The organism is Proteus terrae (assembly GCF_003144325.1).
GTDB classification, from domain to species: Bacteria; Pseudomonadota; Gammaproteobacteria; order Enterobacterales; family Enterobacteriaceae; genus Proteus; species Proteus terrae.
Genome location: NZ_PENS01000006.1, coordinates 175,392 through 201,025, shown reverse-complemented (window position 1 = coordinate 201,025; position 25,634 = coordinate 175,392). Strand labels below are relative to the sequence as shown.

Annotated in this window: 25 protein-coding genes, 1 tRNA gene and 1 pseudogene; 9 read left to right on the top strand and 18 right to left on the bottom strand. The window is 35.5% G+C overall.

Translation table 11 applies throughout. The features are described 5' to 3' along the window. Window positions 1-8 precede the first annotated feature (8 nt). From DK857_RS07185 to DK857_RS07165, 5 genes are all read right to left on the bottom strand, one after another. The gene (locus tag DK857_RS07185; protein WP_227003131.1) at window positions 9-2,150 is read right to left on the bottom strand and encodes a TonB-dependent receptor; all 2,142 of its coding nucleotides are present in this window, start codon (window positions 2,148-2,150) and stop codon (window positions 9-11) included. Between the two features lie 270 nt (window positions 2,151-2,420). Beyond that, window positions 2,421-3,200, bottom strand: coding sequence for a thiosulfate reductase cytochrome B subunit (gene phsC, locus DK857_RS07180; RefSeq protein WP_109393018.1), 780 nt, complete (start codon window positions 3,198-3,200; stop codon window positions 2,421-2,423). Further along, complete coding sequence (locus tag DK857_RS07175; protein WP_023581663.1) at window positions 3,197-3,775, bottom strand: 4Fe-4S dicluster domain-containing protein; 579 nt, start codon at window positions 3,773-3,775, stop codon at window positions 3,197-3,199. Before DK857_RS07175 ends, phsC begins: the two co-directional genes overlap by 4 nt. Window positions 3,776-3,789: 14 nt before the next feature. Beyond that, window positions 3,790-6,069, bottom strand: coding sequence for a thiosulfate reductase PhsA (gene phsA, locus DK857_RS07170; RefSeq protein WP_109401870.1), 2,280 nt, complete (start codon window positions 6,067-6,069; stop codon window positions 3,790-3,792). 873 nt (window positions 6,070-6,942) lie between these two features. Next, on the bottom strand, window positions 6,943-7,746 hold the full coding sequence (locus tag DK857_RS07165) for a sulfite exporter TauE/SafE family protein (RefSeq protein WP_109401869.1): 804 nt from the start codon (window positions 7,744-7,746) through the stop codon (window positions 6,943-6,945). A gap of 104 nt (window positions 7,747-7,850) precedes the next feature. On the opposite strand from DK857_RS07165, the gene DK857_RS07160 reads away from it, so the two are divergent. From DK857_RS07160 to DK857_RS07150, 3 genes are all read left to right on the top strand, one after another. Continuing rightward, a complete protein-coding gene (locus DK857_RS07160) occupies window positions 7,851-8,627 on the top strand; it encodes an AraC family transcriptional regulator (protein WP_109401868.1) in 777 nt (258 codons plus the stop codon). A gap of 195 nt (window positions 8,628-8,822) precedes the next feature. Continuing rightward, window positions 8,823-8,897: transfer RNA gene (locus DK857_RS07155), tRNA-Arg, on the top strand. A gap of 164 nt (window positions 8,898-9,061) precedes the next feature. Continuing rightward, window positions 9,062-10,228 (top strand): tyrosine-type recombinase/integrase, encoded by a 1,167-nt coding sequence (locus tag DK857_RS07150; RefSeq protein WP_109401867.1) that lies wholly within the window; start codon window positions 9,062-9,064, stop codon window positions 10,226-10,228. Here the strand turns inward: DK857_RS07150 and DK857_RS07145 are convergent. The 12 genes from DK857_RS07145 to DK857_RS07100 all read right to left on the bottom strand — a co-directional run bounded on the left by DK857_RS07145 (window position 10,225) and on the right by DK857_RS07100 (window position 19,217). Further along, window positions 10,225-10,980, bottom strand: coding sequence for an LA2681 family HEPN domain-containing protein (locus tag DK857_RS07145; RefSeq protein ID WP_109401866.1), 756 nt, complete (start codon window positions 10,978-10,980; stop codon window positions 10,225-10,227). The genes DK857_RS07150 and DK857_RS07145 overlap by 4 nt on opposite strands. A 193-nt stretch (window positions 10,981-11,173) precedes the next feature. Next, window positions 11,174-11,797 carry a hypothetical protein gene (locus tag DK857_RS07140; RefSeq protein ID WP_109401865.1) on the bottom strand — a complete coding sequence of 208 codons (624 nt, stop codon included), beginning with the start codon at window positions 11,795-11,797 and terminating at the stop codon, window positions 11,174-11,176. Between the two features lie 149 nt (window positions 11,798-11,946). Beyond that, window positions 11,947-12,096: a hypothetical protein gene (locus DK857_RS19130; protein WP_157957599.1), complete on the bottom strand. Its 150-nt coding sequence runs from the start codon at window positions 12,094-12,096 to the stop codon at window positions 11,947-11,949. A gap of 316 nt (window positions 12,097-12,412) precedes the next feature. Then, complete coding sequence (locus tag DK857_RS19125) at window positions 12,413-12,568, bottom strand: hypothetical protein (protein WP_157957598.1); 156 nt, start codon at window positions 12,566-12,568, stop codon at window positions 12,413-12,415. Continuing rightward, on the bottom strand, window positions 12,558-12,785 hold the full coding sequence (locus DK857_RS07135; protein ID WP_227003130.1) for an ogr/Delta-like zinc finger family protein: 228 nt from the start codon (window positions 12,783-12,785) through the stop codon (window positions 12,558-12,560). The genes DK857_RS19125 and DK857_RS07135 overlap by 11 nt, the downstream gene beginning before the upstream one ends. A gap of 287 nt (window positions 12,786-13,072) precedes the next feature. Further along, the gene (locus DK857_RS07130) at window positions 13,073-15,775 is read right to left on the bottom strand and encodes a DUF927 domain-containing protein (protein ID WP_109401864.1); all 2,703 of its coding nucleotides are present in this window, start codon (window positions 15,773-15,775) and stop codon (window positions 13,073-13,075) included. Continuing rightward, window positions 15,772-16,002 carry a hypothetical protein gene (locus DK857_RS07125; RefSeq protein WP_109401863.1) on the bottom strand — a complete coding sequence of 77 codons (231 nt, stop codon included), beginning with the start codon at window positions 16,000-16,002 and terminating at the stop codon, window positions 15,772-15,774. Before DK857_RS07125 ends, DK857_RS07130 begins: the two co-directional genes overlap by 4 nt. Beyond that, a complete protein-coding gene (locus tag DK857_RS07120) occupies window positions 15,999-16,481 on the bottom strand; it encodes a host cell division inhibitor Icd-like protein (protein WP_109401899.1) in 483 nt (160 codons plus the stop codon). Before DK857_RS07120 ends, DK857_RS07125 begins: the two co-directional genes overlap by 4 nt. An 88-nt stretch (window positions 16,482-16,569) precedes the next feature. Then, complete coding sequence (locus DK857_RS07115; protein WP_109401862.1) at window positions 16,570-17,100, bottom strand: GPO family capsid scaffolding protein; 531 nt, start codon at window positions 17,098-17,100, stop codon at window positions 16,570-16,572. After that, window positions 17,097-18,110, bottom strand: coding sequence for a P2 family phage major capsid protein (locus tag DK857_RS07110; protein ID WP_109401861.1), 1,014 nt, complete (start codon window positions 18,108-18,110; stop codon window positions 17,097-17,099). Before DK857_RS07110 ends, DK857_RS07115 begins: the two co-directional genes overlap by 4 nt. A 29-nt stretch (window positions 18,111-18,139) precedes the next feature. Continuing rightward, complete coding sequence (locus DK857_RS07105; protein ID WP_109401860.1) at window positions 18,140-18,997, bottom strand: hypothetical protein; 858 nt, start codon at window positions 18,995-18,997, stop codon at window positions 18,140-18,142. Beyond that, window positions 18,987-19,217 carry an AlpA family transcriptional regulator gene (locus DK857_RS07100; protein WP_109401859.1) on the bottom strand — a complete coding sequence of 77 codons (231 nt, stop codon included), beginning with the start codon at window positions 19,215-19,217 and terminating at the stop codon, window positions 18,987-18,989. Before DK857_RS07100 ends, DK857_RS07105 begins: the two co-directional genes overlap by 11 nt. Window positions 19,218-20,511: 1,294 nt before the next feature. Here DK857_RS07100 and DK857_RS19565 point away from each other — a divergent pair. Genes DK857_RS19565 through DK857_RS07085 form a run of 3 tightly spaced genes read left to right on the top strand, consistent with a single transcriptional unit; the run spans window position 20,512 to window position 22,901 of the window. After that, the gene (locus tag DK857_RS19565; RefSeq protein WP_227003136.1) at window positions 20,512-20,760 is read left to right on the top strand and encodes a phage antirepressor N-terminal domain-containing protein; all 249 of its coding nucleotides are present in this window, start codon (window positions 20,512-20,514) and stop codon (window positions 20,758-20,760) included. An 18-nt stretch (window positions 20,761-20,778) separates the two neighbouring features. Continuing rightward, window positions 20,779-22,638 carry a colicin-like bacteriocin tRNase domain-containing protein gene (locus DK857_RS07090; protein ID WP_109401857.1) on the top strand — a complete coding sequence of 620 codons (1,860 nt, stop codon included), beginning with the start codon at window positions 20,779-20,781 and terminating at the stop codon, window positions 22,636-22,638. Then, window positions 22,638-22,901: an immunity protein gene (locus tag DK857_RS07085; protein WP_075670550.1), complete on the top strand. Its 264-nt coding sequence runs from the start codon at window positions 22,638-22,640 to the stop codon at window positions 22,899-22,901. Before DK857_RS07090 ends, DK857_RS07085 begins: the two co-directional genes overlap by 1 nt. A gap of 2 nt (window positions 22,902-22,903) precedes the next feature. Here DK857_RS07085 and DK857_RS07080 read toward each other — a convergent pair. Beyond that, window positions 22,904-23,105, bottom strand: a pseudogene (locus tag DK857_RS07080) (DNA polymerase III subunit theta). Between the two features lie 322 nt (window positions 23,106-23,427). Here DK857_RS07080 and DK857_RS07075 point away from each other — a divergent pair. The 3 genes from DK857_RS07075 (at window position 23,428) to DK857_RS07065 (ending at window position 25,461) form a co-directional block, all read left to right on the top strand. After that, on the top strand, window positions 23,428-24,003 hold the full coding sequence (locus DK857_RS07075; protein WP_109401856.1) for a fused DSP-PTPase phosphatase/NAD kinase-like protein: 576 nt from the start codon (window positions 23,428-23,430) through the stop codon (window positions 24,001-24,003). Between the two features lie 82 nt (window positions 24,004-24,085). After that, entirely contained in the window at window positions 24,086-24,268 is a 183-nt protein-coding gene (locus DK857_RS07070; RefSeq protein ID WP_109401855.1) for a GDCCVxC domain-containing (seleno)protein, read from the top strand. A gap of 296 nt (window positions 24,269-24,564) precedes the next feature. Then, on the top strand, window positions 24,565-25,461 hold the full coding sequence (locus tag DK857_RS07065) for an AAA family ATPase (protein ID WP_227003129.1): 897 nt from the start codon (window positions 24,565-24,567) through the stop codon (window positions 25,459-25,461). Window positions 25,462-25,634 lie beyond the last annotated feature (173 nt).

Below are 25,634 nucleotides of genomic sequence, written 5' to 3'. Positions count from 1 at the left end.
TTTTCCTCTTAGAGCTCAATGCTTACAGAAGCGGAAACTTGGCGAGGTGTACCTAAGAAAGCATTTGCTCCCCCAATTGCGCCATTTTGGTTACCAGAGAAAATAGATGCCCAATAATGCTCATTAGTCGCGTTATCTAAATTGAGGCGGAAAGTGGTTTTCCTATCCCAATATTGTGTTTGATAACGCGCACCCAGATCGAGTGTGGTATAGGCTTTTGCCCACATCGTATTGGTGGTATTTGCTGCGCGTTTACCTGTGTAGTGAACATTGGCGCTATAGATAACATTTGGCAAGGTAGGGTAATGGTATTCAGCTAATAAATTAGCTTGATATTTTGGTACACCTACAACGTCTTTATCTTGTGTTTGAGGATTTCCTGTGTTGGTTAAAGTAGGATCTAACCAAGTCATGCTACTAAAAACGAAAAGCTCATCAGTGACTTTTCCGTTAGCGATAAGCTCTAACCCACGGTTACGTTGTTTACCTTGTTCTTTAAAGATATTGTCGTTACCCACATAGGCAAAAGGGCGCTCTAATTGGAAAATAACCGCATTTAAATTAAGATCGCCAATTTGTGATTTAATCCCCATTTCCCATTGTTCGCTACGATAAGGTTTTAGTGCTTCATTTTTGTTGTCGGCAGTGTTTGGTGCTGAATCCCCTTCTTCTAATGAATCAGCATAAGAAACATAAGTCATCACTTCAGGAATAGGCTTAAACATTAATGCGACAGCAGGACTTAATCCATTTTCGGTGTGATTTCCACCACCAGCACGATAAGACGTTTCTTTGATCCAGTTTTGGCTTAGCGATCCCATTACTGACCATTGAGGATTAAAGGTAATGGTGTCACCTAGAGTAAAGGATTGAACTTGTGAGCGACTGTTTTTAGTACGAGCAGAGCCAGTGTAAAAGCCTTCATGAGAAGGATCATCGTAACGATGTGGATTATTAATATCTTGAGTTGGTAATGTGAATTTTTGATCATCACCATTTGCGCCATAAATATCCCAACGATAACCGCTAGTGGCGAGAATTAAATCATGAGATAGTGCGCCAGTCATCACATGACCATTAACATTGACAGAATTGCTTAAAACAGTAAAACGACCATAAGTTGTCGGTACTGATAACGTTGGTGTAAATTGCTTACCATCATGACTTAATTGGTTAGAAACAGAACGGAATCCGCGATCAGCCGTTTGATAACCAATTGCTACACTGATTTGCCAATCTTCGTTAAAATCATGTTTTAGTCGGCTACTTACTGTTCTGGTATGAAGATCAACGCCGGCAAAAGCTTGACCATAGCCAGCTTTAGTTGGATCTGGTGCATCGGGTAATGCACTAACTTTTGGTCCATAAGAGAATGCACCAGGGTAACCCATTTTTTTAAACCAATAATCACTAAAATTCACTTCTAACACAGTATCAGACGAGATATTCCAATCAAATGTGGTACTGATTAGCTGGCGACGTGTTTTGCTACCTGTGACGTAACCTTTACCTTCATCATGCATTAGATTAATGCGATAACCAAAAGTGTTGTTATCATCAATAAAACCACCTAAATCAAGATGGCCTTTAAATTGGTTATCATTGACATAAGTTGCATTAAGTGACGTTAAGCGTTTTAAAGTTGGACGTTTTTGTGTGAAATTGAATTGCCCACTTGGGCTTGCTGGTCCATAAAGTGAACCTGTTAGACCATTGATAATATCTACACGCTCAAGCATTTCGATAGGAAAGGCTGTAGTAGAAATAATATTCATACCATCTAAACGAGAGTTAGCAACAACATTGCCCTGCATTCCGCGGTTTTGAGGACGGCCAACATCCATACCGCCACGTGCTTGCATTTGAGAAGAGGCATTATATTTTAAGATATCTGCAACACTAGTGACTTGTTGATTTTCAATCATAGATTGAGTAAAAGTATTTGTTGTATAAGGGGTATCTAACCATTTTTTCTCGCCTAATGGCCCCATATCAACTTCACGAGTAACAAATCCCGCACCTGCTTCACTATTATTTACTGGTTGTGCAGTAACGACGATTTTTTCAGCATTATCAGCGGCTACACTTGCTGATACAGCTAATGTTTGTGCTATAGCACAAGCTATTGTCGAAATGATAAATTTCTTCACGATAGATTCCCAAAATGTATTTTTTAGTTATATAAACCCATCGATATTAAAAAATTTATATAACGATATATATCGCGAATGCAATGTATATCATTGTATAAAATTATATATAACGAGGGTGGGCGCCGACTATACACCGAATAACATGTAAATAAAATGATATATTTGCTAATAATAAAATTATGAAATTGTTTCTGAATTTAGATCAAAAAATGCCCGCTTAAGCGGGCATTTGAGGAAATGGATCGTAACAGAAGGGATCTTGAGAAATTAATGCTCTGTTTTTTCTGTTATTGAACTATGATCATCATGTTTTTGGTGACGGTGATGACCATCGATCATACTGCGGAATGTTTGAGTAAAAGTGTCACCCAGTGTACATAAGTAGAAGTGCGCACAAATAAACATTAATGCCACGATCCCTAATACTAAGTGTGCTTTTAGCATCCAATAGCCTTCACCAAGTACTTCAGGATATAAACATAATAATCCAGTAACCAATAACAGCGGCACTAAACCAAACATCACACCTAAGTAAGCGAGTTGTTGAAGAGGGTTAAACTTGTCAGTTTCAGTTGCTGCAAAAGGATGAGGTTCGCCTTTCATTATGCCATAAAGATAAAAGCGAGCTTGTTTGATGCAACGACCAATTAGCCCACTAAATCTTACTTTGTAATGTACACCATTACTAGTTGTTAGATTGATAAGGATAAAACCAATCCAAAATGCAATCAGTACAAAGCCACAGATCTTATGTAATAGCACCATTGAAGTGACATTACCGATAGAGAAGTGCCCTAAAAATCCACTTAATAGTAATAGGATAAACAGTAAAGCATTACCCCAGTGCCAAAAACGAATTGCTTTAGAGTATAAATAAACGCGTTCTTCTTCATAATGACCAGAATGTTTTGGTGCAAGGGCATAGCGTAGTAAGCCATGAATAACTAATACTGCTATCATAGCAACAATTAATAAACCAGCTGCCATTAACCATACAGGCCAATAATCTGGCGTATAATGGAGTTCTGCTCCCCAGATACTAGTCATGCTTTATCTCCCTGATGGATTTCTTTACGACGGAATAAACTTGGTTTTCCGACATTATCTAATTGGTATTGATAAACGGATTTTTGTTTGATCCAAGCCTGAATTTCAGGTGAGTCAATGCGACCAAAAGCAAGTGCATCTGTTGGGCATACCGATACACATGCAGGTAATTCACCTTCAGCTAATCGAGTATCAGAACAGAAGTTACATTTATCTGCGATATGCGTCATTGGGTTGATATAACGAACATGGTAAGGGCAAGCACCAACACAGTAATCGCAGCCGATACACAGCTCTTTTTTCACCTGAACGATACCATTCTCATCAATAAAAGAGGCACCAGTAGGGCAAACAGAAACACAAGGTGCATCTTCACAATGCTGGCAAGAAACACGGAAAAATTGGTAATGTGGATTACCCGCTTCGTCGTCATGAGGGCCTTGAATTTGGACTTGAAGCCGGCTAAATCCTTCAGGAATGTCATTGATGACTTTACACGCAACAGTACAAGCTTGGCAGCCAATACAACGTTTCTCATCATGTAACATGACAAATTGTTTATCATTATTGTTCATTGTTATTTTTTTCCTTAAGCCCGACTAATTCTGACACCTGATGTATGCACATCAGTACCTGATACAGGACTAATTTCATGAGGTAATAAGTTGCCACAGTGAACGCCTGTTGTAGTCGCTGCTGTTCTCGCACCTGCTTTTGCACCTGATCCCATATAAACAAATACAGTGTCAGGGCGAATGCCTTCCGTTATCAAAGCATGTGCTTTTTCTTTGCCTATACTGTTTTCCAGAATGATTTCATCACCATGTTTAATTCCATGGTTTTTAGCTGTTTCAGGGTGAAGCCAAACAGGGTTTTCCCACATTAATTCAGCTAATAACGGTACATATTGTGTTGCACCATTAGTATGAACGGCGACTTTACCTTGTATAAAATAAAGCTCGTTTTTTTCTTTTAATGGGAAGTTGTGGAAGCGTGGAATACCGTAGTTTTCTAAACGGCTTTCTAATTCTTCAGAGTAGATTTCAATTAAGCCACTTGGTGATTTAAAGGAGAGGGCTTTTTCCATTGTATTGTTGCTATCAACATGCTTAATTGCATCTGGATATTGCTCAACAAAGGCTTTTACATAAGAAGGTTCGCGTAATAACAGTGGAATACCATAAGAGATATAGCCTTTTTTATGCATCTCTTTATAAAGTTCTTCACTACCATTAACTTGATAAAGCTGTCTTACTCCCATATTTTCCCAAGGGAAACAGGCTTCTAATCCTAATGCTTTACCTAATTCCATCCAAATTAACCAACTTGGTTTAGTATCACCAATCGGTTCGACAACTTGCTGGCGTAATGCATAAGCTGGGTTTAACCCTGAAACATCAGCAACTTCTTCATCACGTTCTAAATAGGTACATTCAGGTAAAAGATAATCGGCATAAGCGGCACTTTCACTTAAATACACATCACAGCTAACAATTAAGTCTAATTTCTGTGCGGCTTTCTCTAGATCAGGACGACAACTCACTGTTTGGAATGGGTTATGACGAGACATAATCCATGCTCGTGTTTGATACGGCACGCCTTCTAATGTTGAATCGATAATTGATTGAACAATACCGCCACCTTTATTGATGTACTTAAATTGAGGAGCTGTAGCATCAATACGTTTTGCGGTAATTTCAGGCATACCTTTAACGCTTGGTTTCGCTAATTCAGGCGCAACATTAATACCTGCTAATTTATTGTATTTTGTCGCTGCTTTTTTCTGATACATACCGCCTTCACGTTCAATGTTGCCAAGTAACGCATTGAAGGTGAAGATCATTCTACGCATATTAATTTCTTCTTTATTAAAGGTTGCGCGGTGACCTGGCATAATCAGTGCGTGAGGTGCTTTTGCTGCAATCTCACGAGCAATACGAACAATATCTTTAGCTGGAACATCAGAATGTGCTTGAGCCCATTCAGGGGTTGTGTCTTGTAGAACCTCTTTTAATTGTGGGAAACCTACCGTAAATTTCTCAATAAACGCTTTATCGTAGAGATCTTCTTTAATTAAGATATGGCACATTGCCATTAGAACTGGCAGATCGCCGCCAGGACGGATTGCGAACCACTCATCTGCTTTACTTGAAACAACTGATAAACGAGGATCAAAACTGACTAATTTTGCACCACGCTCTTGCGCTGTCATTAACTCATGTGTTTCAGCAACTTCAATGCCTTCATAAAGGTTGTGACCAAAAGAGAGAATATATTTAGAGTTCGCTAAATCCATCTTAAGATCGCCACCCATCATAACGGATGCTGCAATGGCTTTGCCTGCCGGGCAAGTAGATGCGTGTGTAAAGGTATTTGGAGAGCCAAAAGCGGCAGCCAAATGGAAAAGATGAGAAGAGAGTGAACCTGATTTAGATGAAAAAGAGATACTTTCTGCACCATAATTTTGTTTTATGGCGTTCATCTTTTCTGCAATTTCTTTATAAGCTTGTTCCCAGCTTATCACTTCCCACTCACCAGCGCCTCGTGGGCCTTTGTGTTTCATTGGTTTGACAATACGATTTGGATCGTTAACGAGGCTAACGCCACTTCCACCTCTTGCACAAACTCGGCTACTTTGATGCTCTGCGTTTCTGTTTCCTTGGATAAATACAGTTTTATTGTTAACAACCTGAGCTTCTATCGGGCAACGATAAGAACACATTTCACATAGGCTAGGTGTTAATGTTGACTGACCCTTAAGAAAATCTACAGGATTAAATGCAAGTGCACCTGGTGGTAAACTACTCACGGTACAACCCACACATCCTATCCCCATCCCCTTAATGAAAGAACGACGACTAATACTCATATAACCTCCAGTTTCTTCTTATAGCTAAATATTATATACGGACGATTAAATAAATATTTGAAGGCGCCTCCATTTTATTAATCCATAAGTGATGAGTTAGTTGTAAATAATAAATAATAGAGAATAAGAAGTTAATAAATATCACTAAATAAATTAACTAAAATAGACAAAATTAAATGATAATTATTTTCTTCTATTAAATGCTATTATAAAAATCTGGGGAAGGAATAGGGGATTTTAAGGGATAAGGGATTGATGGATAGTTCTTTTAAATTCACGGGCTTATATGATTAATTTGTTTTATTAAAGTGTATTTAAAATATATGATTAATAATAATTAAAATTTGACAAAAAAGCCTATCGATATATAATTATTTATATATCGAAATGACATTATATTGTAATTAACTTGTTATTTAAAAATCATAATAAATAATACTTTTGATGTTATTTAAATCCAGTTTCTTCTTAAATTATCTTCTTCTGAAAAATAGCTAACTTATTATTATGATGATAAATGAAAATAAAATAGAAAAATAAATAGGTGTTTTTTTATACAAAAAATATTCATCGAGACGTGATCAGATTGATACTAAAAATGAGACAATTTATAAATTATTGTTCATTATGTTTAAATATTAATTAATGATATTAATCGTTATGGAGCTGTGTCGTGATTGTCAAAAAGAGATGTTTTTTGTTTTATGTGTCTCAATAACATTAATGCTAGGTGAAGATGCGTAGGAAAAAGATGAGGTGAAATGTTAAAAAATGGCGACTCTTTTGAATACTCAAAGTCACCATCTTATGTGTAGTCGTTATTGTTTTTTCCGTTATTTATTGTCTTGGTATTGTCTATATAGAAGAAAGGATTTAAAACAGCATGACAATTAAAACAAGACTCAATAACAGAGGATAAACTCTTGCGTACCATTTATCAGGAATGCGAGATAAAAAGCGTTCAGAGATCTTCAAGCCAACCCAAGTACTACAAATCAGAATAAGTGCAGCTTTTAACCAAATATAACCAATAAAACCTGATTCACTATTTAAAGGTGACGTAAAAGAAAGAGCGACATAAGTAAATGTTGCCGTGAGAGCTAAAGGTAAGGTTAATGTATTTGCCATTGCTGCTGATTGTGCCATGGGGGTTCCTCTACGACGCAATAAAGGTACTGTCATCACACTCCCTCCAACGCCTAAAAAAGCAGCGATAATACCAATTACTGTGCCATTAACCGTTTCTCTTGCTTTAATCACTTTTTTTGAGTTGTGAGTCGGAGCCATAAAACCGGGGCGAAAATAACAATCTAAAATAGTGATAAAAAGATAACCAATAAAGATCCATTTGATCCACGTACCTTCAACTGTTAATGCGAGAAGAGCACCTAAGATCCCACCAAAAGCGATACCCATAAACAGAATGGACATGATATTCCAATCAAGCCTTTTGGCTTTATGGTGTTTAATGGTTGTGACTGTCGCAGAAAACAACATAATTAATGCAGAGGTAGCAACTGCGATTTGCATAGCATGTTCGGCAGGTAAACTGTCTATTCCCCAAAGTGTCAGAATAAGTGTATAGAGTAAGGGAACAGTAATAAAACCTCCGCCAAAGCCAAATAACCATGTTGTGATGCCTGAAATTAAACCAAAAGAAATCAGCCAGAGTGTCATTTCAAATCTCCTGTTGAGTCAGGAGATTAACAATATAGAATAAAGTGATGGCTTACCCACGCGATAATGACAAGTTTATACGAATTTAGGACAATTTAAATATTATGCGTAATATCGATATCAACAGTGTGGATGATCTTCCTCGTGATATTTTGGCATTAGGCTCTGATTATCCTTATGACACATTACTTGAAGCTCATCATCATCGGCGTGCGCAATTTTTATATGCCCCTAGTGGGGTAATGAAAGTCAAAACAGAAGATGGTCAATGGATTGTATTGCCTTACAGTGGTGTATGGATCCCCGCAGAAAAAGTACATCAAGTGCTAATGTTGGGTAGTAGTACTTATAGTCTCTATATTGAGCCTAATAAAATTCCTCGCCATTCAGAATGTTGTGAGGTTTTACAAGTTTCCCCTCTGCTTCATCAGTTATTACTTTCTGCCAATGAACTTCCTTTACTTTATGATTTAGGCGGGCGAGATAGCGCATTATTGACTTTGCTTTGTCATGAATTATCCCAAGCTAAGCCATTACCTTATTTTACGCCATTACCGCAACATGCTTTATTAGATGAATTGTGTACTGAATTTATGTCACGACCTAATATTCGCACAACACCAGAAATGTGGGCTGAAAAATTAAATAAGAGCCTACGTACATTTACTCGTCTTTTTCACAAGGAGACTGGACTTTCTTTTCGAGATTGGCGCCAAAAAGCGTGTTTAATGTATGCGTTAACCGCTTTAAAGAAAGGAGATTCAGTTACTGAAGTTGCTTTAGAGCTGGGTTATGAAAATCCGAGTGCTTTTAGTGCAATGTTTAATAAAGAGATGGGATATTCACCGAAATTGTTTTTAAAACGATTGAAAGAGTTTTAATAAAACAGACATATATAAGAGTAAACATAATCAATGATAATGATATTTATCAGATACTTTTTAAGTCAAATTGTATTGTTCAAAAAAGAAACAAAAAAATTCCTTCCAATATCAGTGCGTTAAAACTTGATTAATAGAGAGTGAGGGGGGTAAAATGTAGCCCGTCCATAAGTCATGCTTTATCTTCCTACGTATGTTCCCTTAGTTAAATGGATATAACAAGCCCCTCCTAAGGGCTAGTTACAGGTTCGATTCCTGTAGGGAACGCCATCTATACATCTCATGATGTTCTATAATGTATTAAATAATAATTTAAACAATAGGTTATTTAAAATTAGTGTTCAGTAATGTTCTAAGATGTTTACTGGAATCCAGCCACTAATGTGTATAAAATTGAGTGTACTTCTAGATTCAATGGAAAAACTATACACATTATGCCATTAACAGATATTCAAATCCGCAAAGCTAATCCCAAAGAAAAGCCGTATACATTGAATGATGGTAACGGATTATCTCTATTGGTTGAACCTAATGGCTCTAAAGGATGGCGTTTCCGTTATCGTTTTGCGGGCAAACCTAAAATGATTTCGTTGGGCGTATATGGGCAAGTCACACTAGCTGAAGCAAGAAAGAAACGTGATGAAGCTAAAAAACAGTTAGCTGAGAATATTAATCCAAGCGATGCCCGTAAATCAGAAAAGATAGCGTTAAGATACGCAACAGAAAATACGTTTTATGCGGTAGCGATGGAGTGGCATAGCTCTAAATGCTCTACATGGAGTGATGGTTATGCAAGCGAGATATTGCGTTGTTTTGAAAATGATATTTTTCCCTATATAGGAAAGCGACCTATCGACCAAATTGCTCCCTTAGAATTATTAGCTGTACTTCAAAAAATTGAGAAAAGAGGTGCATTAGAACAAGCAAATAAAATCCGTAGGCGCTGTGGTGAGGTTTTTCGTTATGCGGTCATAACGGGTAGGGTAAAATATAATCCTGCCCCTGATTTAGCGGGAGCAATGAATAAGCCTGAAACTAAACACTTCCCATTTTTACGTGAAGATGAGATCCCTGATTTTGTTAAAGCGTTAAATAACTATCAAGGCAGTAAAATAACGAAGTATGCCACCCAGCTGTTAATGCTGACAGGTGTTAGGACTGTTGAATTGAGACTAGCTGAATGGTCAGAATTTGATTTCGATAATGCTATTTGGGAAATACCCAAAGAGAGAATGAAAAAGCGCCGTCCTCATTTAGTACCATTATCCCCACAAGTTATTGCGATACTCAATGAGTTAAAAGTAATTACAGGATATTACCCATTATTATTTCCTGGTCGAAATGATGTAAGAAAACCAATCAGTGAAGCGAGTATTAATAAAGTTATTGAAAAGATAGGTTATAAAGGCAGATTAACAGGGCATGGCTTTCGCCATATGATGAGTACCATTTTACATGAAAAAGGTTTTGATAGTGCATGGATAGAGTTACAGCTTGCTCATGTTGATAAAAATTCCATCCGTGGAATTTATAATCATGCTTTGTATTTAGAAGGAAGAACAGACATGATGAATTACTATAGTTCAACTATACTTAGTTAAATTATCTTTTTATTTATAGTGTTTTTAAAGCTAATATTTTTATTTTTCTCTAAATTTTCATTCCCTTTATGGCGTATAGCAAAAACAAATGAAAAAATAGCAGAACGAGTAATGTTTATTAATAGTTTAAAATTTTCCAAAAAATCCTTTTCATTTATAAATTCTATATCATTGAAATAAGAATATGAATCATATAAATCTTCAGTGCTATTTCCGCTATATATTATTATAAACTTATGTTCTAATGCATTTCGCCAATTTCTAAAAAAACCTAGTTCTCCTTCTTTATTGTTTAAATCCATTGCAATGCTAAATAAAGAAAGTAATCCTGGTGATTTAATTGATTCAAAGAAAACTTTTCTATTATTATCACCTAACTCCCAAAAGTTGTGAAAATAAAATGATTTTTTGTTTTTTATATTATAAGCCTTGCTTATGGCTACGGCTATTTTATCAAATATACCAAAACAAAGTCTAAATGAAGATTTTAATTTTTCAATGTTAATATTTAAAAGCTCACTGTTATATAGCTCTGAATAAAATTCATCATCATATGAATAATAATTATTGATGCTTTCAATGTATTCAAAGTATTGTTTTCTTGCTAAATAATATTCAGACTTTAATCTATTAAGAGCCATTTCCATTGATGGAATAAAATCTCCAATCACTCCACCAGCTTGAGGAATAATAGATAAATCATCTTCAGAGGCATTTATGCAATTACAATATAGCGAATGTTCAGATAGCATCAACCTATTATCTAAGCAAAATTTCTTGTAATCAGATAATTTATTATATTCATCTATTGTTTGTAATTCATCCTCTATGTTGTCTGGGATTTTATTATCTTTTTTTATTTTTTTTATTTTATCATCTATCCAAGAAATGCATTCTTTGTAAAATTTATTAAAATCTGTATTGTTCTTATTTATAATACATGATTTAACATAACCTTTTTATTTCTTCTAATTGTTTTATTGAATATGAATTAGAAATGTTGTTTAACATAAATAATGTTTCAGAACGATTAATCCAAGATTGAAATATACTTCCATTTTCATTATTTACTATGTCGTAATAATTTATTGACTCAACTAATCTAAACTGTAATTTCAGAGTGTTAGCTAAATTTACTAGTAACTCCGGCTTAACTTCTTTGTTTTCAAGATATGATTCTTTGTATGATTTCCAGTAAAGATTTTTAACTTCATTAATTTTTATAATGTCGTCAAAATTCATGTCATCTTGTTTTTTCTTATTGATTAGAGAGAGTTTTGCATTAGCTAAATTATATGTATATTCGTGCTCTGGTATTGTTTTTTTTATGATTTCACTGTTTTCTGTTAAAATATTCAGTCCCTCATTTATAATTTTCATGTCACGGGATAAATGACCTATATCTATTAAGAATGAAGCTATATTGCTAATATATAATGATTTTATTTTTTCATTATGTATTTTTTCTGATTCTTCCATTAGTTTCTTTGTTTTTACATAAGCTTCTTCTAGTTTAAAATTAGTTATTTGTAGGTTTATTTCTTCAAATAAGTTGAGTTTATTTTTCATTATCAATTCCAAGATAAAATTTTACTATTGTAACTATATACTAAATGATTTTTATGTTTAGATATAAGAAAAATTAGCAGGTAAGGTGTCGATAAAACCTTTCATTTACACAGTATTATTTTTTATAAAATTATTTTTAAACTTTATGCTTATTTATCTGAATACCTTCTTTCATGCCATTCTACAACGTTATTTCCCTCTAACACTACCCAATATCCATAATTAAAACTCGCTTGCCTACATTCATTACAACGCCAGCTAGAGCCACGACGTAAAATAAAATATGACGTAAAATGCACTACACCGCACCCGCCTGCACAATTTGGATCTTAAAATTATTTCAGTTTGAATTTTTTACAAAACATATCGCGAGAGCGCATGGTAACTGGGTTCTTTGCATCAGCGTCAAACTGAAATGATTGAAAAAGATTTCAGGTTATTTCAGTTTGACGAAAAAAAGAGAGAATCAAGCAGGCTTGTAATATCATGAAAATAAAAGAATTTTCATACTTTACGTGAGAATTGTTTTTAATGTAAACCCCACATGAAAAACTGAAATGCCTAATTCATGCGGGTTCACAGAAAATTCAAACTGAAATCGAATGAAAAAACAAATCAGGAGTAGGGTGGTAACAATGGATGTTTTACTTGTTCTGATACGAGAGCTTGAATAATTTTTATTGCATCCTCAGCACTAAATCCAGATAAATTAATCACCATTGAATTTTGGTTCACTTCGACAGAAATAGACGGTGTTGTTTTAAATAACATGACTATTTTCTCCTTGTTCAATGGAAGGATGAGATTGCGTTAATTTACTGGGATTCAATGTGTGTGAAAAAGTGACATCTAAAACAAACGTCATGCCACACTCCAAGTCATTACAAGCACAATACAATTCAGGGTCATTGTTTTCGCCTTTCATTTTAATGTAATGGATCTTCGCTTTTGCTGAACATGCAGGACAAAGCACTTTTATTAATTTCACCTTGTTTCTCCTTATCGGGCGCTATGCCCGCCAGAAAAAAGCCAATTAAATACATCTCTTGCTATTTTGAGGTGTAACAGGTGTAACAGGTGTTACACCGTTGAATTATAAGACTTTATTTTGTTACACTTTCAAAAAACAGAGGTGTAACAGGTGTAACAAATCGGCTGTGTTACACCTTGTTACCCATTTAAAAACAAAAGGTGTAACAGATAAAAACCTTTAAAATCAATCTTGTAACACCTGTTACACCTGTTACACCAAAAACATAAGACGGTCAGTTTTTCTTACTCTATTTCGGAACAGCCTAAAACGTCGCTATTAAAGACATAAACCCGTTTAACGCCTATTTCTGGCAGGCGAATACTGGTTTGCGTTTTTCCATCCTTACCCGTTTCCAGCCACCCTTTTTCAACACACAAACGCACCACTTTACGGGCATCAAACCCTTTACAGATTTCTTTCCATGCAGTGGGTAACACATAAAAGGTAATACTGCTTTCACCATTACCCGTGTCTTTTTCAACACGCCTAAAACCCATCATGCTTGCAGGTCGGCTGTATTCATCGTACCAATCCGCAAAACGGCTAAATTGATGTCGAGAAATAAAATCACTAACTTGCTCCAATGCGGTCATATCTTCCTGATTTGCCGTATGCCCGCGTTCTTTCATCCATGCAGATAAGCATTTCTTAGCCGATATAAACGCTTCGCCTTCTTTCCAGCCTGTAATACCTGCACGTGTGGCCATTTCTCCCGCCATAGCGACTAACGCAAAGCGTGTAATAGCACGACCCACTTGATTCCCTGCATTTTCAGGCATCAATTTTGTGGTGTACTCTTTCAATAAGGCTTTGGCGGTATTCGACACATCAGATAAATTGTTAGTGATATATTTGAGCCAGTCGCGAAAGGGCGTACCGTGATAGCGCGTGACGGCATGTTCAAGGTATTCGGCAATTGCTTTACCACTGGTAAAGTGGTGTAGGTCTTCAAAAACACCGTATTTACCAGAGTCACTCGGAATTTGTATCATCCGCACTTCAACCCCCGCATAAGTGCGTTCGCCTGCGTTTGAAGCGTGTTCAACAAGCGAGAGTTCCCCTGTTGATAGGAATAAGAGATTCCAACGGTTAGTCTCTCGGACACTGCCGTCTGTTTTGGCGCGCGCTTTTCCTTGTCCGTTTGCCAGCATATAAGCAATGTTACCCGCTTCGCGTCCGTCTACTTCCCTGATTTCATCTAACATCAACGTGGCATCATTACGACGGCAAGCCGTTCCTTCAAGGGCATTCCCCGTAGCACGCCATGTATACCAATAATCCGTACCGCCACACACTGACGATGCCACTTTCATTGTGGTTGTTTTACCGTCTGTGGATTCACCTTTTAAGTGATAACCGCCACCGCCTACACCTGCTAACCGTAATAAAGGAGAAGCAAAGGCAAGGCTCACCGAAAAGGCAAGGCGAGCATTACCGACACAATATTTACCAATATGCTCACGCCATTGTTCGCTTGTGCCTGAGACTCTAAAGTCTTTACCTTGAACACTGGATGTTTGTAAAATTACCGAGTCCGCCCCGTTGCCGACCACTTCATCTTGCAGAACGTATACATTGCCATGCCAACCTGTTTTATTTACACAAGTGACTTTTCTCTCTGGACGACAAAGGGAGATATACTCCATTAAATGGGCGCGCGCCTGTCCTGAGATATTGATATAAGATAATCCGTTCACCAAAAGCACACGGCGTAACTCTTCACCACTTCCGCTTAACATCTCCATGGGCATTGCCCATTTACGGCAATTACCGTAAGTGTCTTCCCATTCCAATAAACGCCCGTAGTTACTCCCATCCGCATCACACGTAATCGCGGTAACTTTTATTGGACTGCTGATTTTGATGTTTCTGACTTCGATATCACCGTCTGACTTGGTGATTTGTTTATCAAACCACAGATATTCTTGCGTGAGACGAAAACCTTGCGGTAAGCGAGTACGGTCTTTGCCGTAATACGTCATTTCCTCAAAGAACGCTTCTTTGAGTTTTTCAAGGCTATTTTCTTGTCGGAAATCATCCCAATCGGCTTTATAGTGCGTTGGCGGTAATGTCACCCATCCGTCAACCGCTTTCCCTGCACGCTCCGCCCACATTTTTCCCGTGTTGTCTTTACCATCCACAAAGTCATTATCCCCTGCGATAATTATCTTCGCGTCAGGGTATTGCGCCCGTAGCTGTTGAGCGACTTTCACTAAGTTAGTCGCGGAAACACTCGCCACAATGAGCGCATCAAGGCATTTTGAGAGACTTAATCCCGTGGCAAAGCCTTCTGTAATAACGATTTGCTCTAAAGGCTTCTTCTCTGGCTGGCGAACGATAATAAAAGAGCCCGAAAGAGTTGAGCCTGATAACAGACTTTTTTCACCGTTTAGGCTAATCAGTTGCCCGCCTTTAATCACCGAATCAGTATCAACCAACGGAAGCAATAAAGAGCCCACTGGAAAGCTAAACTCACCCTGTGTATACTGTTGGCGAGTTATTAAGCATTGATGGTTGGCGAACCCTTTATTGATTAAATACTGACTTTCACCTAAAGAGGAGAATGCTTTTATTTTTTCATAATGTTCAATGCCTTTCTTAGCGCTAACTTTTTTAATCTGGGTTGGCGCTATTTCTTTAAATGTAGGTAATAAAATTATTTTACTCACTTCCTGACACGCCGTTTTCGTCTCTTTCCCTGTTACCAATTTAACTAAATCTAACCCGTCACCGTGCCCACATTGATTACAAAACCATGTGCCTTTGCCGTTCTTATCATCAAAACGAAATCGGTCCTTACCTCCACATTTAGGACAAGCACCGTGTTTATGGTTATCAGGTACGGTAATACCGAGATTAGTTAGGATATAGAGCCAGCGTCCTTGTGACGCTTTCACAATATCGGTGACAGAGGGTGTTTCTGATGAAAAATGAGTCTGAGTCATGACTTGATCTCCTCATTCATTAAACTGCTTTCTTGAATAATGGATTCCATTTGCTCAGAAAGGCATTCCATCAGTGCGCCCATACCTTCACAAGATACGACTTCGCTTCCTGTCATGCTGTGGCTGACTAAAAGTTCAGAAATAAATGCAGTAACTTGTGCCGTGCGAATGAGTTGCTTTTCACCCACAGAAGACAGCGTAGTCAATTGAGATAAACCTTTTTTCATTGTGCATTTCCTCCTGTGTGCAGAGGAATTTGCCCCGCAAATGATAAAACATAATCACGAGAGAGAGACAAACGGGCATCATGTTCATTAGATGCTGTTACTTCAAGACGACAAGGTTTAGCCGTGGTATCTGCGCGTTTAACGCTCAAAAAGAGGAATTTAAATTGAGTTAGGGTAGGGATAGCCATCATGATGATGATCTCCTTGTACTTGATAAAGGAGTCACCGCAAGAGTTTCCACGCTCAATAGGGGCGGTGACGTTATCAGAGGTGGAAATACTGGTGTACAAGGTAACCAGCCACCCTTTCGGGTGCTCCAATAACGCCACCATAGAATCTGTATAGGCGCAATTCGCCATAAGGTAGGCATTATCAACGACATAAAAAAAGACGCATGTGGCGTCTATTGTCGCCTTGTACATTTTCAGGTTTCCACGCCTGACGTTAGATTTTGCTAACGCGTCAACAATATAGCCCATCCATTTAAAGGTATGCAACACTTTTATTATCCTTAAAAAAGTTGAATAGGGGATAAAATGAAAAGCCCAGCCAAAACTGGGCATAGCATTAACCCGCGGAGATAGCGGAAAACCAGAGGTTTTTAGATTGAGTTAATCCTTTCTTTAAATTAAACGCAGTGGGTGAACTTAAACTTAATTCACGTTTTCTTCGTGAAAAGTGCGTACGATTAATACTAAAATCGAGGCGATTTGTTCCTACACTGGATGGATCATCTGTAACCGCCAGCCCTCCTAAGTAGTAAATTCCTTTGCCTTGAAAATCTTTTTCCACTTCAATTGAGCAAAAGAGTTTTTGTCCTTGTGCGTTATATTGAAGTAGTTTGATATTCGGTCTTAAACGTGCATACAGCTTTGTTTCACCGTCTGTTTGTTCTATTTTCAGGGCTAATACTTCCCCTAAGTTATCGAGTTTACGATTATGCTCTTCCCAGATTAATGCTGTGTAGTAGGCAGGATCGTAATGTTGCGCCATAGCAAAGAGCCATTCAGGTTTTATAAAACGACCATCAAGCGTCTGTCCTGATGTAGCAATACAAAGCCACACCGTAGTAAGTTGTGACTCTTCGTTATCACTCATAAGGAATAGACTCCCTCTTCAATCTCAATGGCACTTTCATCAACCGCAGCATATAAATTGATATCACCTAAGCCATAACCCTCCTGACGTAAATAACTATGCTCATAGACTTTACGTTCCCCGACAAATTCGGCTCTAAATAAACGGGTTCCTTTTTGTGTGTAGATATGCAAATTATCGAGCGTGGTGACAACAATGCGTCGCCCAGGCATAAAGGGAGGAACAATAGCCAGGCGACCTGCTATAGAACTAAGCATTTTTTGACTGGCATTTAAATCGGATGGACTGTTAGAACCATTAAATAAAGAAGTCCGATACATGCCTGCTAATTCAGCGCCTACAAGCACCACTAAGCGCGGGTCTTCGCGGTATTCTTCGGGAATTTTTTGCATAATAAGGTAATTCACCAACGCATCTAAATTAGGAAATTTTCCATCCTTACCTAATGTCATTTTGTCAGTAATAATTTGAGCGCCTTCATTAGTCGCTTTAGCAATTGCATGCCAACCGATATTGACATCTTGCCCTTTAGGGAATTTTTGCGGGTTAGTTGGATAATTACGAAAGTACCCATTAAAGCCAATGCGTAACATATCTAAAGCAATCGCTTTTGACATATAGTCGGACATGGTTTTATTGACATGGTCATCATCCCCACTGCCACTATTACAAATTAGGGATAATTGTTGGTATGTTAACGAACAGCAAGTATCTGTTTCTTCTAACGTAAAAGGCGTACCATTAAAATCAATATTTTTATAGAAACGTCCTTCCAGTTCTCTCCCTGTATGCAGTGAGTTATCCCCTAAATTAACAGTATCCCCTTTTTCTTCATCTACATCGGCAACAGTTAATTGCTTAATTAACCAATTAGAATCCATCAACGCCACACGTATTAAATTTGTTGATGGTTCTGATAATGAAAAATAACGACCTGAAAGGGTATATTTGACACCTCGGGTAAAATTCTCATGAAAAACCCTTGCGCCTTGAGGTACAATAATAGACATAATTAATTTCCTTATTTTTAAATAATAGATTAAGACATCAAATACATTTTATGATTTATTTCTTTTTCTTGAGCTAAAATATAACTCACATATTCCTTGGCGCTAAAAATAGCTTTTATATTCCAATCTGACTGAGCGTAATAATATTGATACAACTCAACACTTCGTTGATTTTCCCACTGACGTAATACATAACTGTCGTTAGAAGGTGTACACATATTAATAATATGTGAGATGTTCTTTTTTAATTTATCAAATTCAACATCAATATAATTGAATGGTTCTTTATAATCCCAATACTCAGCTTTTCTTAAACGAGATTCAAACTTGTAAGATTTATACTCTTCGTTTGGAATAAGACTAATTAATTTTTTGTTTATTTTTGTTACCGTATCATTAGGTAATGTAGACATAATTATTTTCAATAACCCAAAAATACTATTGAATTCGAGCAGTTTTTCTTTTGCATCTTCAAGATTACTCTCACAACGACTTTCCCTTGCTAATAAATCAGTTCTCCATGCGCGCCATGATGGAACATTAGACGGTTTTTGAGTTTTTCCATCTTCTGCCATTAGAACCATTTGTTGGGCGACAGAAAATTCTTGTGTTAACTCATCAACCACCTTGCCTTTTTGTTCTGAAATAATCTTTCCGCGTTCAATTAGGGCAATAATTTCTTCTAATGAAGGTTCAATATTATCTATGGTTAATCCTGTAAGTTCTTGGAGTCGTGTTAATTGTTTTTTAATTTGAGCAAACTTAAATAACTCAATAACACGGATAATAAAGCCATTGTCTTTGTAATCTTTATTAAATGGTATGGCTTTATAATTTTCAATGGCGTGTAAGTTTTCATCTTTATAAAACTTTATTTCATTTATCATTATTTTTTCCTTTTGTTAATTTATCATTAATCCACTCATATATATCTGCTTCAAGCCAAGCGATAGATCGCTCTCCTATTTGTATTTTTGGTGGGAATTCTTTCTTCTTCATTTTGAAATAAATAGAAGAACGAGATAAGCCTGTTAGTGAAATAACATCTGGCATCCTTATTAGCCGACTTTTTTTAGGGTGAAGGCTACCCTCAGATAATAAGCTCATGGCTTTTCCTTGATATAAAATTAGACGTTATTGTATTTTGTTGAATATTATTACATCTCATTGAATGAGGTGATGTTTACATATAATCAGTAAATGGTAAACCCGTTAAAAATATCGTGAAATAGTTTTTTTACGAATAAAAAAATTGCCAAAGATACAAATAGAGCTAAATAGAACCAAATAGTGTTAACCTTAGTTAACCGTTGTTTATTTATGCTAATAAATATGCATATTTATTTGTTTGTAAATAAATGTAAAAAAATCATGTGCTAAGTTATGACTTTTAAAAATTAAATCAGACATTGCTAAATTTTATTAAACGCTATTGCATCTCTTTGGATAAAACAATATTTGCATATAACTACCTAAGGGTAAAGTAGCTCAAACTATAATCAAATCATCTATTCTTGCATAAAGAAAACGATGATTTCACGAATAAGACTGAATAAAACTGAATACTACTGGATTAAATTAATAATCGGGTATTTATGTAAACTTTGTGAATAAAATTACTTTGTAAAAAAATGTAAATTTAGTGGTTGTAACCATTTTATGGTTTTCCTAATACTAGTTTGGATATCTTTGTTGTTTCTTAAATGTTATTGCATCTTGTTGGATGAAATAATCTTTGCATAGAAATCAGAAGGGGTAAAGTAGCTAAAATTACTCACTTTTTTGCATAAAAAAAATCATATGATCGCAAATAATGATAAATATTATTCAATATTGGTGAATTAAAATAAAAAGTGTTTATTATCTTAAAATTATTGATTTTTTATTCATTGTAAGGAATTGTAAATTATATTGTGTGATTTTAAAATAAGTTTACTAACTCTAGAGAGTTTTTTGTGTGTAGTTTTGTGTGTAGGTATATTTTATGTTTTTTTAATGGTTTTTTAATTCAATGTGTTATTTATATTGTTCGATTCCTGTAGGGAACGCTCTGAATCCATTCGCATTAGTTCGCCTTTGTTCGTAAAATCCCACAAAATTCAATATACACAATAATTTCCTTTCCGTTGTGGTTCTTATTAGTTCGTTGGAAAACTTCTATCTTTATTGGATAAATTTTTTCTCCAGCGAGATTTTACCCAAAATGTTAACTGTAAAGCAGACATCATCATTTAAAGCAAAAGATAAACCGTATAAGGGCTCTGGTGGTATCTATTTGTGTCGGTAACACATCAAACATTCAATTTCATGGACAATAAATAATTACTGCGATGGTAGAAAGTATTGTTTATGTAGCAATGAAGTCGATTGTAGAAAATCTTGGTATGAGTTGGTTGATTAAATCAAAAAAATCAATAAAAACAATAATAAATACAACTTTGTTCATATGAATATGGTCGTTATAGATAAAGAATTACGTAATATTTTATGTATGGCATTAAAGAAATTAAATGGTTGGCTGCTCAGGATTAACTCATCTAAGGTGAAAGAAGGTATCCGTAACTATTCCGACTATAGCCGAAATCAGACGATTGTTTTGCAATTATTATTGAATGCACTGTATTTGTATACAGTGATTGTGTGCTGTTAAATATAAAAAGGAATTTATATGAGTGATAATGAAGATAGAGATATTCGGATTGAAATAACCGATGGCGTCAGTAGTCATGATTACTATGATTATGATGAAGATGATAATTCAAATTACACAGATAATGACAATGAAGATCGAGACAGAAACGAAAGAGAAAGAGATATTCAAGATGCCTCTGATATTGATTTAAACCAATATCCTGAAAAGTTAGTAATGGCATCAGCTGGCCTCCCTGCTTTAGGTTTCCTTACCTATCAAGGTGTTCTTAGTTTTAGATCAAGTCCATTTGTTTCCGCTAATATTAAGAGTGTCTTTTCTAAGTCATTGACAGCGTTAAAAGCTAGCACATTAGAAGCAATTTCTGTTGCTCCAAAACTGGCTAGAGTTACAGGTGTCGGAATTGCAATCGAAGGAGTGTGGCCAAGTAGTAATATTATGTCTACTCAAGCTGAAATGGCTCTGCTGGAAAAATACGGTGTTTTAGACAGAGATATTTTTGATAGAAATAAAGCTCGTAAAGTTACAACCATGCCTGCTGATATTGTTACTAATCAAATTAGCAACATTGGTAAAAAAACATCATTAAGTATACATACTCAGGTTATGTCTGCTTTAGATAAGAATACTGGAAAGCAACGAACCATTGTATCAACGGGTCAGGCTATTAGTATTCCAATCGTAAAAGCAACAGCAACAAACACACCAAATGTTTATACCGCTCCTATTATTGCAGGCGCAAAGCCAGTGCGTATTAGCGTTTCTGAAAATAAAGCGGATAAAAACAAACAAGTAGTCATTAATTCCAAGCCTAACGTTGGATACTATATCCCTTCATCCAAATTAAAGACTCATCATGCGATTGTTGATTTTGGTGGAAAGCATGAAGCTCTTTATGTCTCTATTATCGACGTTATTGATATAAATAATGAAAAGCAAATAGTGGAAAAAGAATGGGCTGAATGGTCGACTCTATATCCTTTAGAAGCCGCATTATTAGAACTTGAAGAAGCAAAGAAAAGATTAGCTAATATTGATAAACAATATCATGCTCAAGTTGCTGTTATTAATAAACTCAAAGCTACGCCAGAAGGTTTAGCATTAGCCGATCCTGTTAAAAATCCTCTTATTTATAAAATGGATGGTAAAGAATATAAAGATGTCAAATTTGATGATCCTGAGCTATTAAAAGCCATTTTGAATAAAGAAGAAAATTTTGCGAGTATTATATCATTAAAATATAAAAATCAATTTAAAGGAGCTAAATTATTTGAAGTTGTAGTAATTTTAAGTTTTCTTGGTGATTCAATTTTAAAAACCCACGCTCAAATCGAAGATGCAAAGAAAAAACTGGCTCCCATTCTTGAATCACGAAAAAAAGCAGAAGAAAAGAAAAAAGCTGCTGAGGATAAGGTCGAGGATATAGAGAAAAAATTGGGTGCTTATGGTGAGGTAAATACCAAAGGAAAATCTAGTGGCCGTGAATTTAATAAAGATAAAGCGGGTGGACCAATTAAAGATTTAGATTGGAAAGATGTAAAAATCGATCGTGATGGCGTTGATAAAGTAAAATTACACACAGAGCGTTTTGGTGAGTCAGCTGATAACAAGGAAATGATTGATCGACTGGAAAAAATATTGCGTGGTGAAATAAAAGCTACTGATATTGACAAGCGGTTTTATACACATGAAATTAGAGAATTGGAACGGTATCGTAATTTAGGTATTAAAGATGGCGAGGTTCCGAATAATATTGATGAGGTTTGGAATAATACTCATACAGAGACACTAGAAGATTATAATATCAATGAACGGACGCAGCCTTTATATACACCAGAGGCTATCGAAGCATATGATAAATCTCAGGAGATAAGATAATGATTGATGTTGAAAGTATTTATAAAAACGAAAGCGTAGAAGATGTGCTTCTATATTTTGCCCCAAAAACGACGTACCCAAGCATTGATCGTTGTTATGTGAGATATAAATTTGAAGTTGTTGAAAAAGCTATACTTATAAAAACAATGGGTAAGCTTTTACAGGAAGGTAAATTAGCTAAAGATAAGAAGGGGCTAACAATTAAAGGTCCTAATTGGAAAGAGCCTAAATTTGTTACTCAAAAAAAATACGGAATTAAATAGATTTAAATCCATTTCGATGGATTTTTTATTTTCTCATTAAAGTACGTTCTCAAATGTGCCAGTTGTTGTTGTTGTTGTTGTTGTTGTTGTTCAACTTCGGACGCAACGACTGGCATGTTTAGACATTCTATATGCGACACCACTTGTGGCTAAATCGACATTAATCTTGTCTTTTTCTTCTTGAGTTAGATTAGCTAAGTTCATATCGGATCCAGTTAGTTTTTGGAGAGTATAGCGAGGAGGGGGATTAAAAATGAAGGGAGGGTATAAAAGTATCACCTTTCTCACAGGTTCGATCTACAAATTAACTTCACTTTTCTTGATTGGGTAAAATATTTTAAATTCTATAATTTCCACATATAAATCAATATCAATTCCATTGTTTGTGAAGTCTGTAGGGAACGCTATCTATTACCTATTTTATAAATTTAGAAATTATTCCTAGAGCAGTGTTTATCAATCCACGCTATTATCGCTATTATTTTGCTTCCTCATTCAATAACCAGTAATAAATTTAGGTTTTTATATGGATATAAAATCAATTAATGATATTCGATATTTAAAGTTTTTATTTATTACTTATTTTTTTCTGCTGGTGGGGTGTAATTCTAGGCCTACTGATGTCCTCGTACCTCCTGAAAATTTTTATCAAGCTTCAGAAAAAGTTTATCGTTCAGGACAACCAACACCCGGTGAAATGAAATGGTTAGAAGCCCAAGGTATCAAGACGATTATTAACTTACGTGAATATCATAGTGATAGTGATGATGTAAAAGGTACGCAACTAGAAACTTTTCACGTAAAAATGAATGCGGGTAGAATTACTGATAAGGACGTTATTGAGGTATTACGTAAAATAAATAGCACGCCTGATCCTGTGTTAGTGCATTGTTGGCATGGTAGTGATCGCACAGGAACTATTATAGCAATGTATCGGTTAATCTTTGAGAATTGGACAAAAGAGCAGGCAATCGCTGAATTAAGAAAAAAAGAATACGGCTATCATGAACTCTTTTTTCCTAATATTGTTCAATACTTAGAAGAAGTTGATATTTCCGCAATAAAACAGCAAGTATTTAATCAGCAAGTCATAAATAAATGATTGATTTAATACGCTATTGAAGAAATGAAAATAGCGTATTATAAATAAAAAAACGATGTTTATAAATTTTTGTGGAAATAAAATGTCAAATAATCAGATTAACTTGATGTCAGAAATCACTTGCCCGTATTGTCATACTCTATTAAACCCCCTTGAAGGCGATTGTTGTGTGTTTTGTTCTTATGGAACAGTAACTTGCCCACCGATTCAAGAAGAAAAATCATCTGGGAAAACATCATGTTGCTATCAACATGAGAGCAAATAATTATTTATCTATAACAGTTAAATAAAATAATTTTATATTCAAAGGTAAATTAAACATCAATTAATTTATTGATTTGATTTTAAAAATATATTCTTGTTTAAAAAATAAATTACTGCTAGATTTTATTTAGTCTATTTATAAGGTTTATTTTTATGTCATATATCACAACCTCTCCAGCAATTATTATTACCATCACTTAGTGGTGGGGATTGGTTGTATTAAGAACCCGCCAGATAAGCGGGTTTTTTTATTTTTAAACTCCTTATCTGGTACAAAGATAAAGATAAGGACAATAAATGTTTACTTCAGAAGAAGTTGATCAACATACCCAATCTCTAACGCAGCTAATTGTAAATGCAGACCAAGCTATTACTGACGAAAATTTTGAGTATCTAATGAGTTTTTATACTGAAAATGGCACGTTAGTGGTTAAAGATGATTTGCATGTTTCTGGTAAGCCTTCACTAAAAAAAGCATTTATGACAATTGCTGGATTTTTTAATCACTCATTACAAGTTTCTCAAGGAAGAGTGAAAGCTATTTTTGGTGAAGATTGTGCACTTGTTTTAGCACAAACACTTTTAAGTGCAAATATGCCAAATGAAGGAAAGTTTAATACAGTAAGAGAAGCCACTTATGTTTTTAAACTTATTAATGACCAATGGCTTTGTGTTATCGATAACTCTTATGGAACTGATTTATTAAAATCATCTTCTGATGCTCGTTTACATTTTTTCTGTGGAAAAATTGCTTCTGGTAAATCAACGTTAGCAAAATCATTCGCTAAATCACCCAGAACGGTATTAATCAATGAAGATGAATGGTTATCGCGACTTTACCCAAATCAAATAAAGACAGTAACTGACTATATTGAAAAAAGTGAGTTAGTGAAGGGTGTATTAAGCGAACATATTGCAGTTCTTCTTAATGCTGGAAATACCGTTATTATGGATTTTCCGGCAAATACACCAAAGCAACGAAAATGGCTAAAATCATTAGCTGATAATACGGGAATGCCTTATTTATTTCATGTTTTGAAAGTAGAAAATGCTGAGTGTAAAAAACGATTATCTTTACGTAATCAATCAGATGAGAACCCGTTTAAAACCACAGAAGTAGAGTTTGATTTTATTACACAGCATTTTTCGTACCCTGATCCAGAAGAGCGATTAGTGATAAAAGAATATAATTAAATAACATCATAGATTTTTATATTAGCCCATAATATTGGACTAATATTTTAAATCAGCTCAATAAGATAATCACAAAAACCGAATTATCTTATAAGATCAAAACCTAATAAAAGTACCACTTATCATGCATTGACAGTATTATGTGTAGAGTTTATGAATATGCGAACTATGAT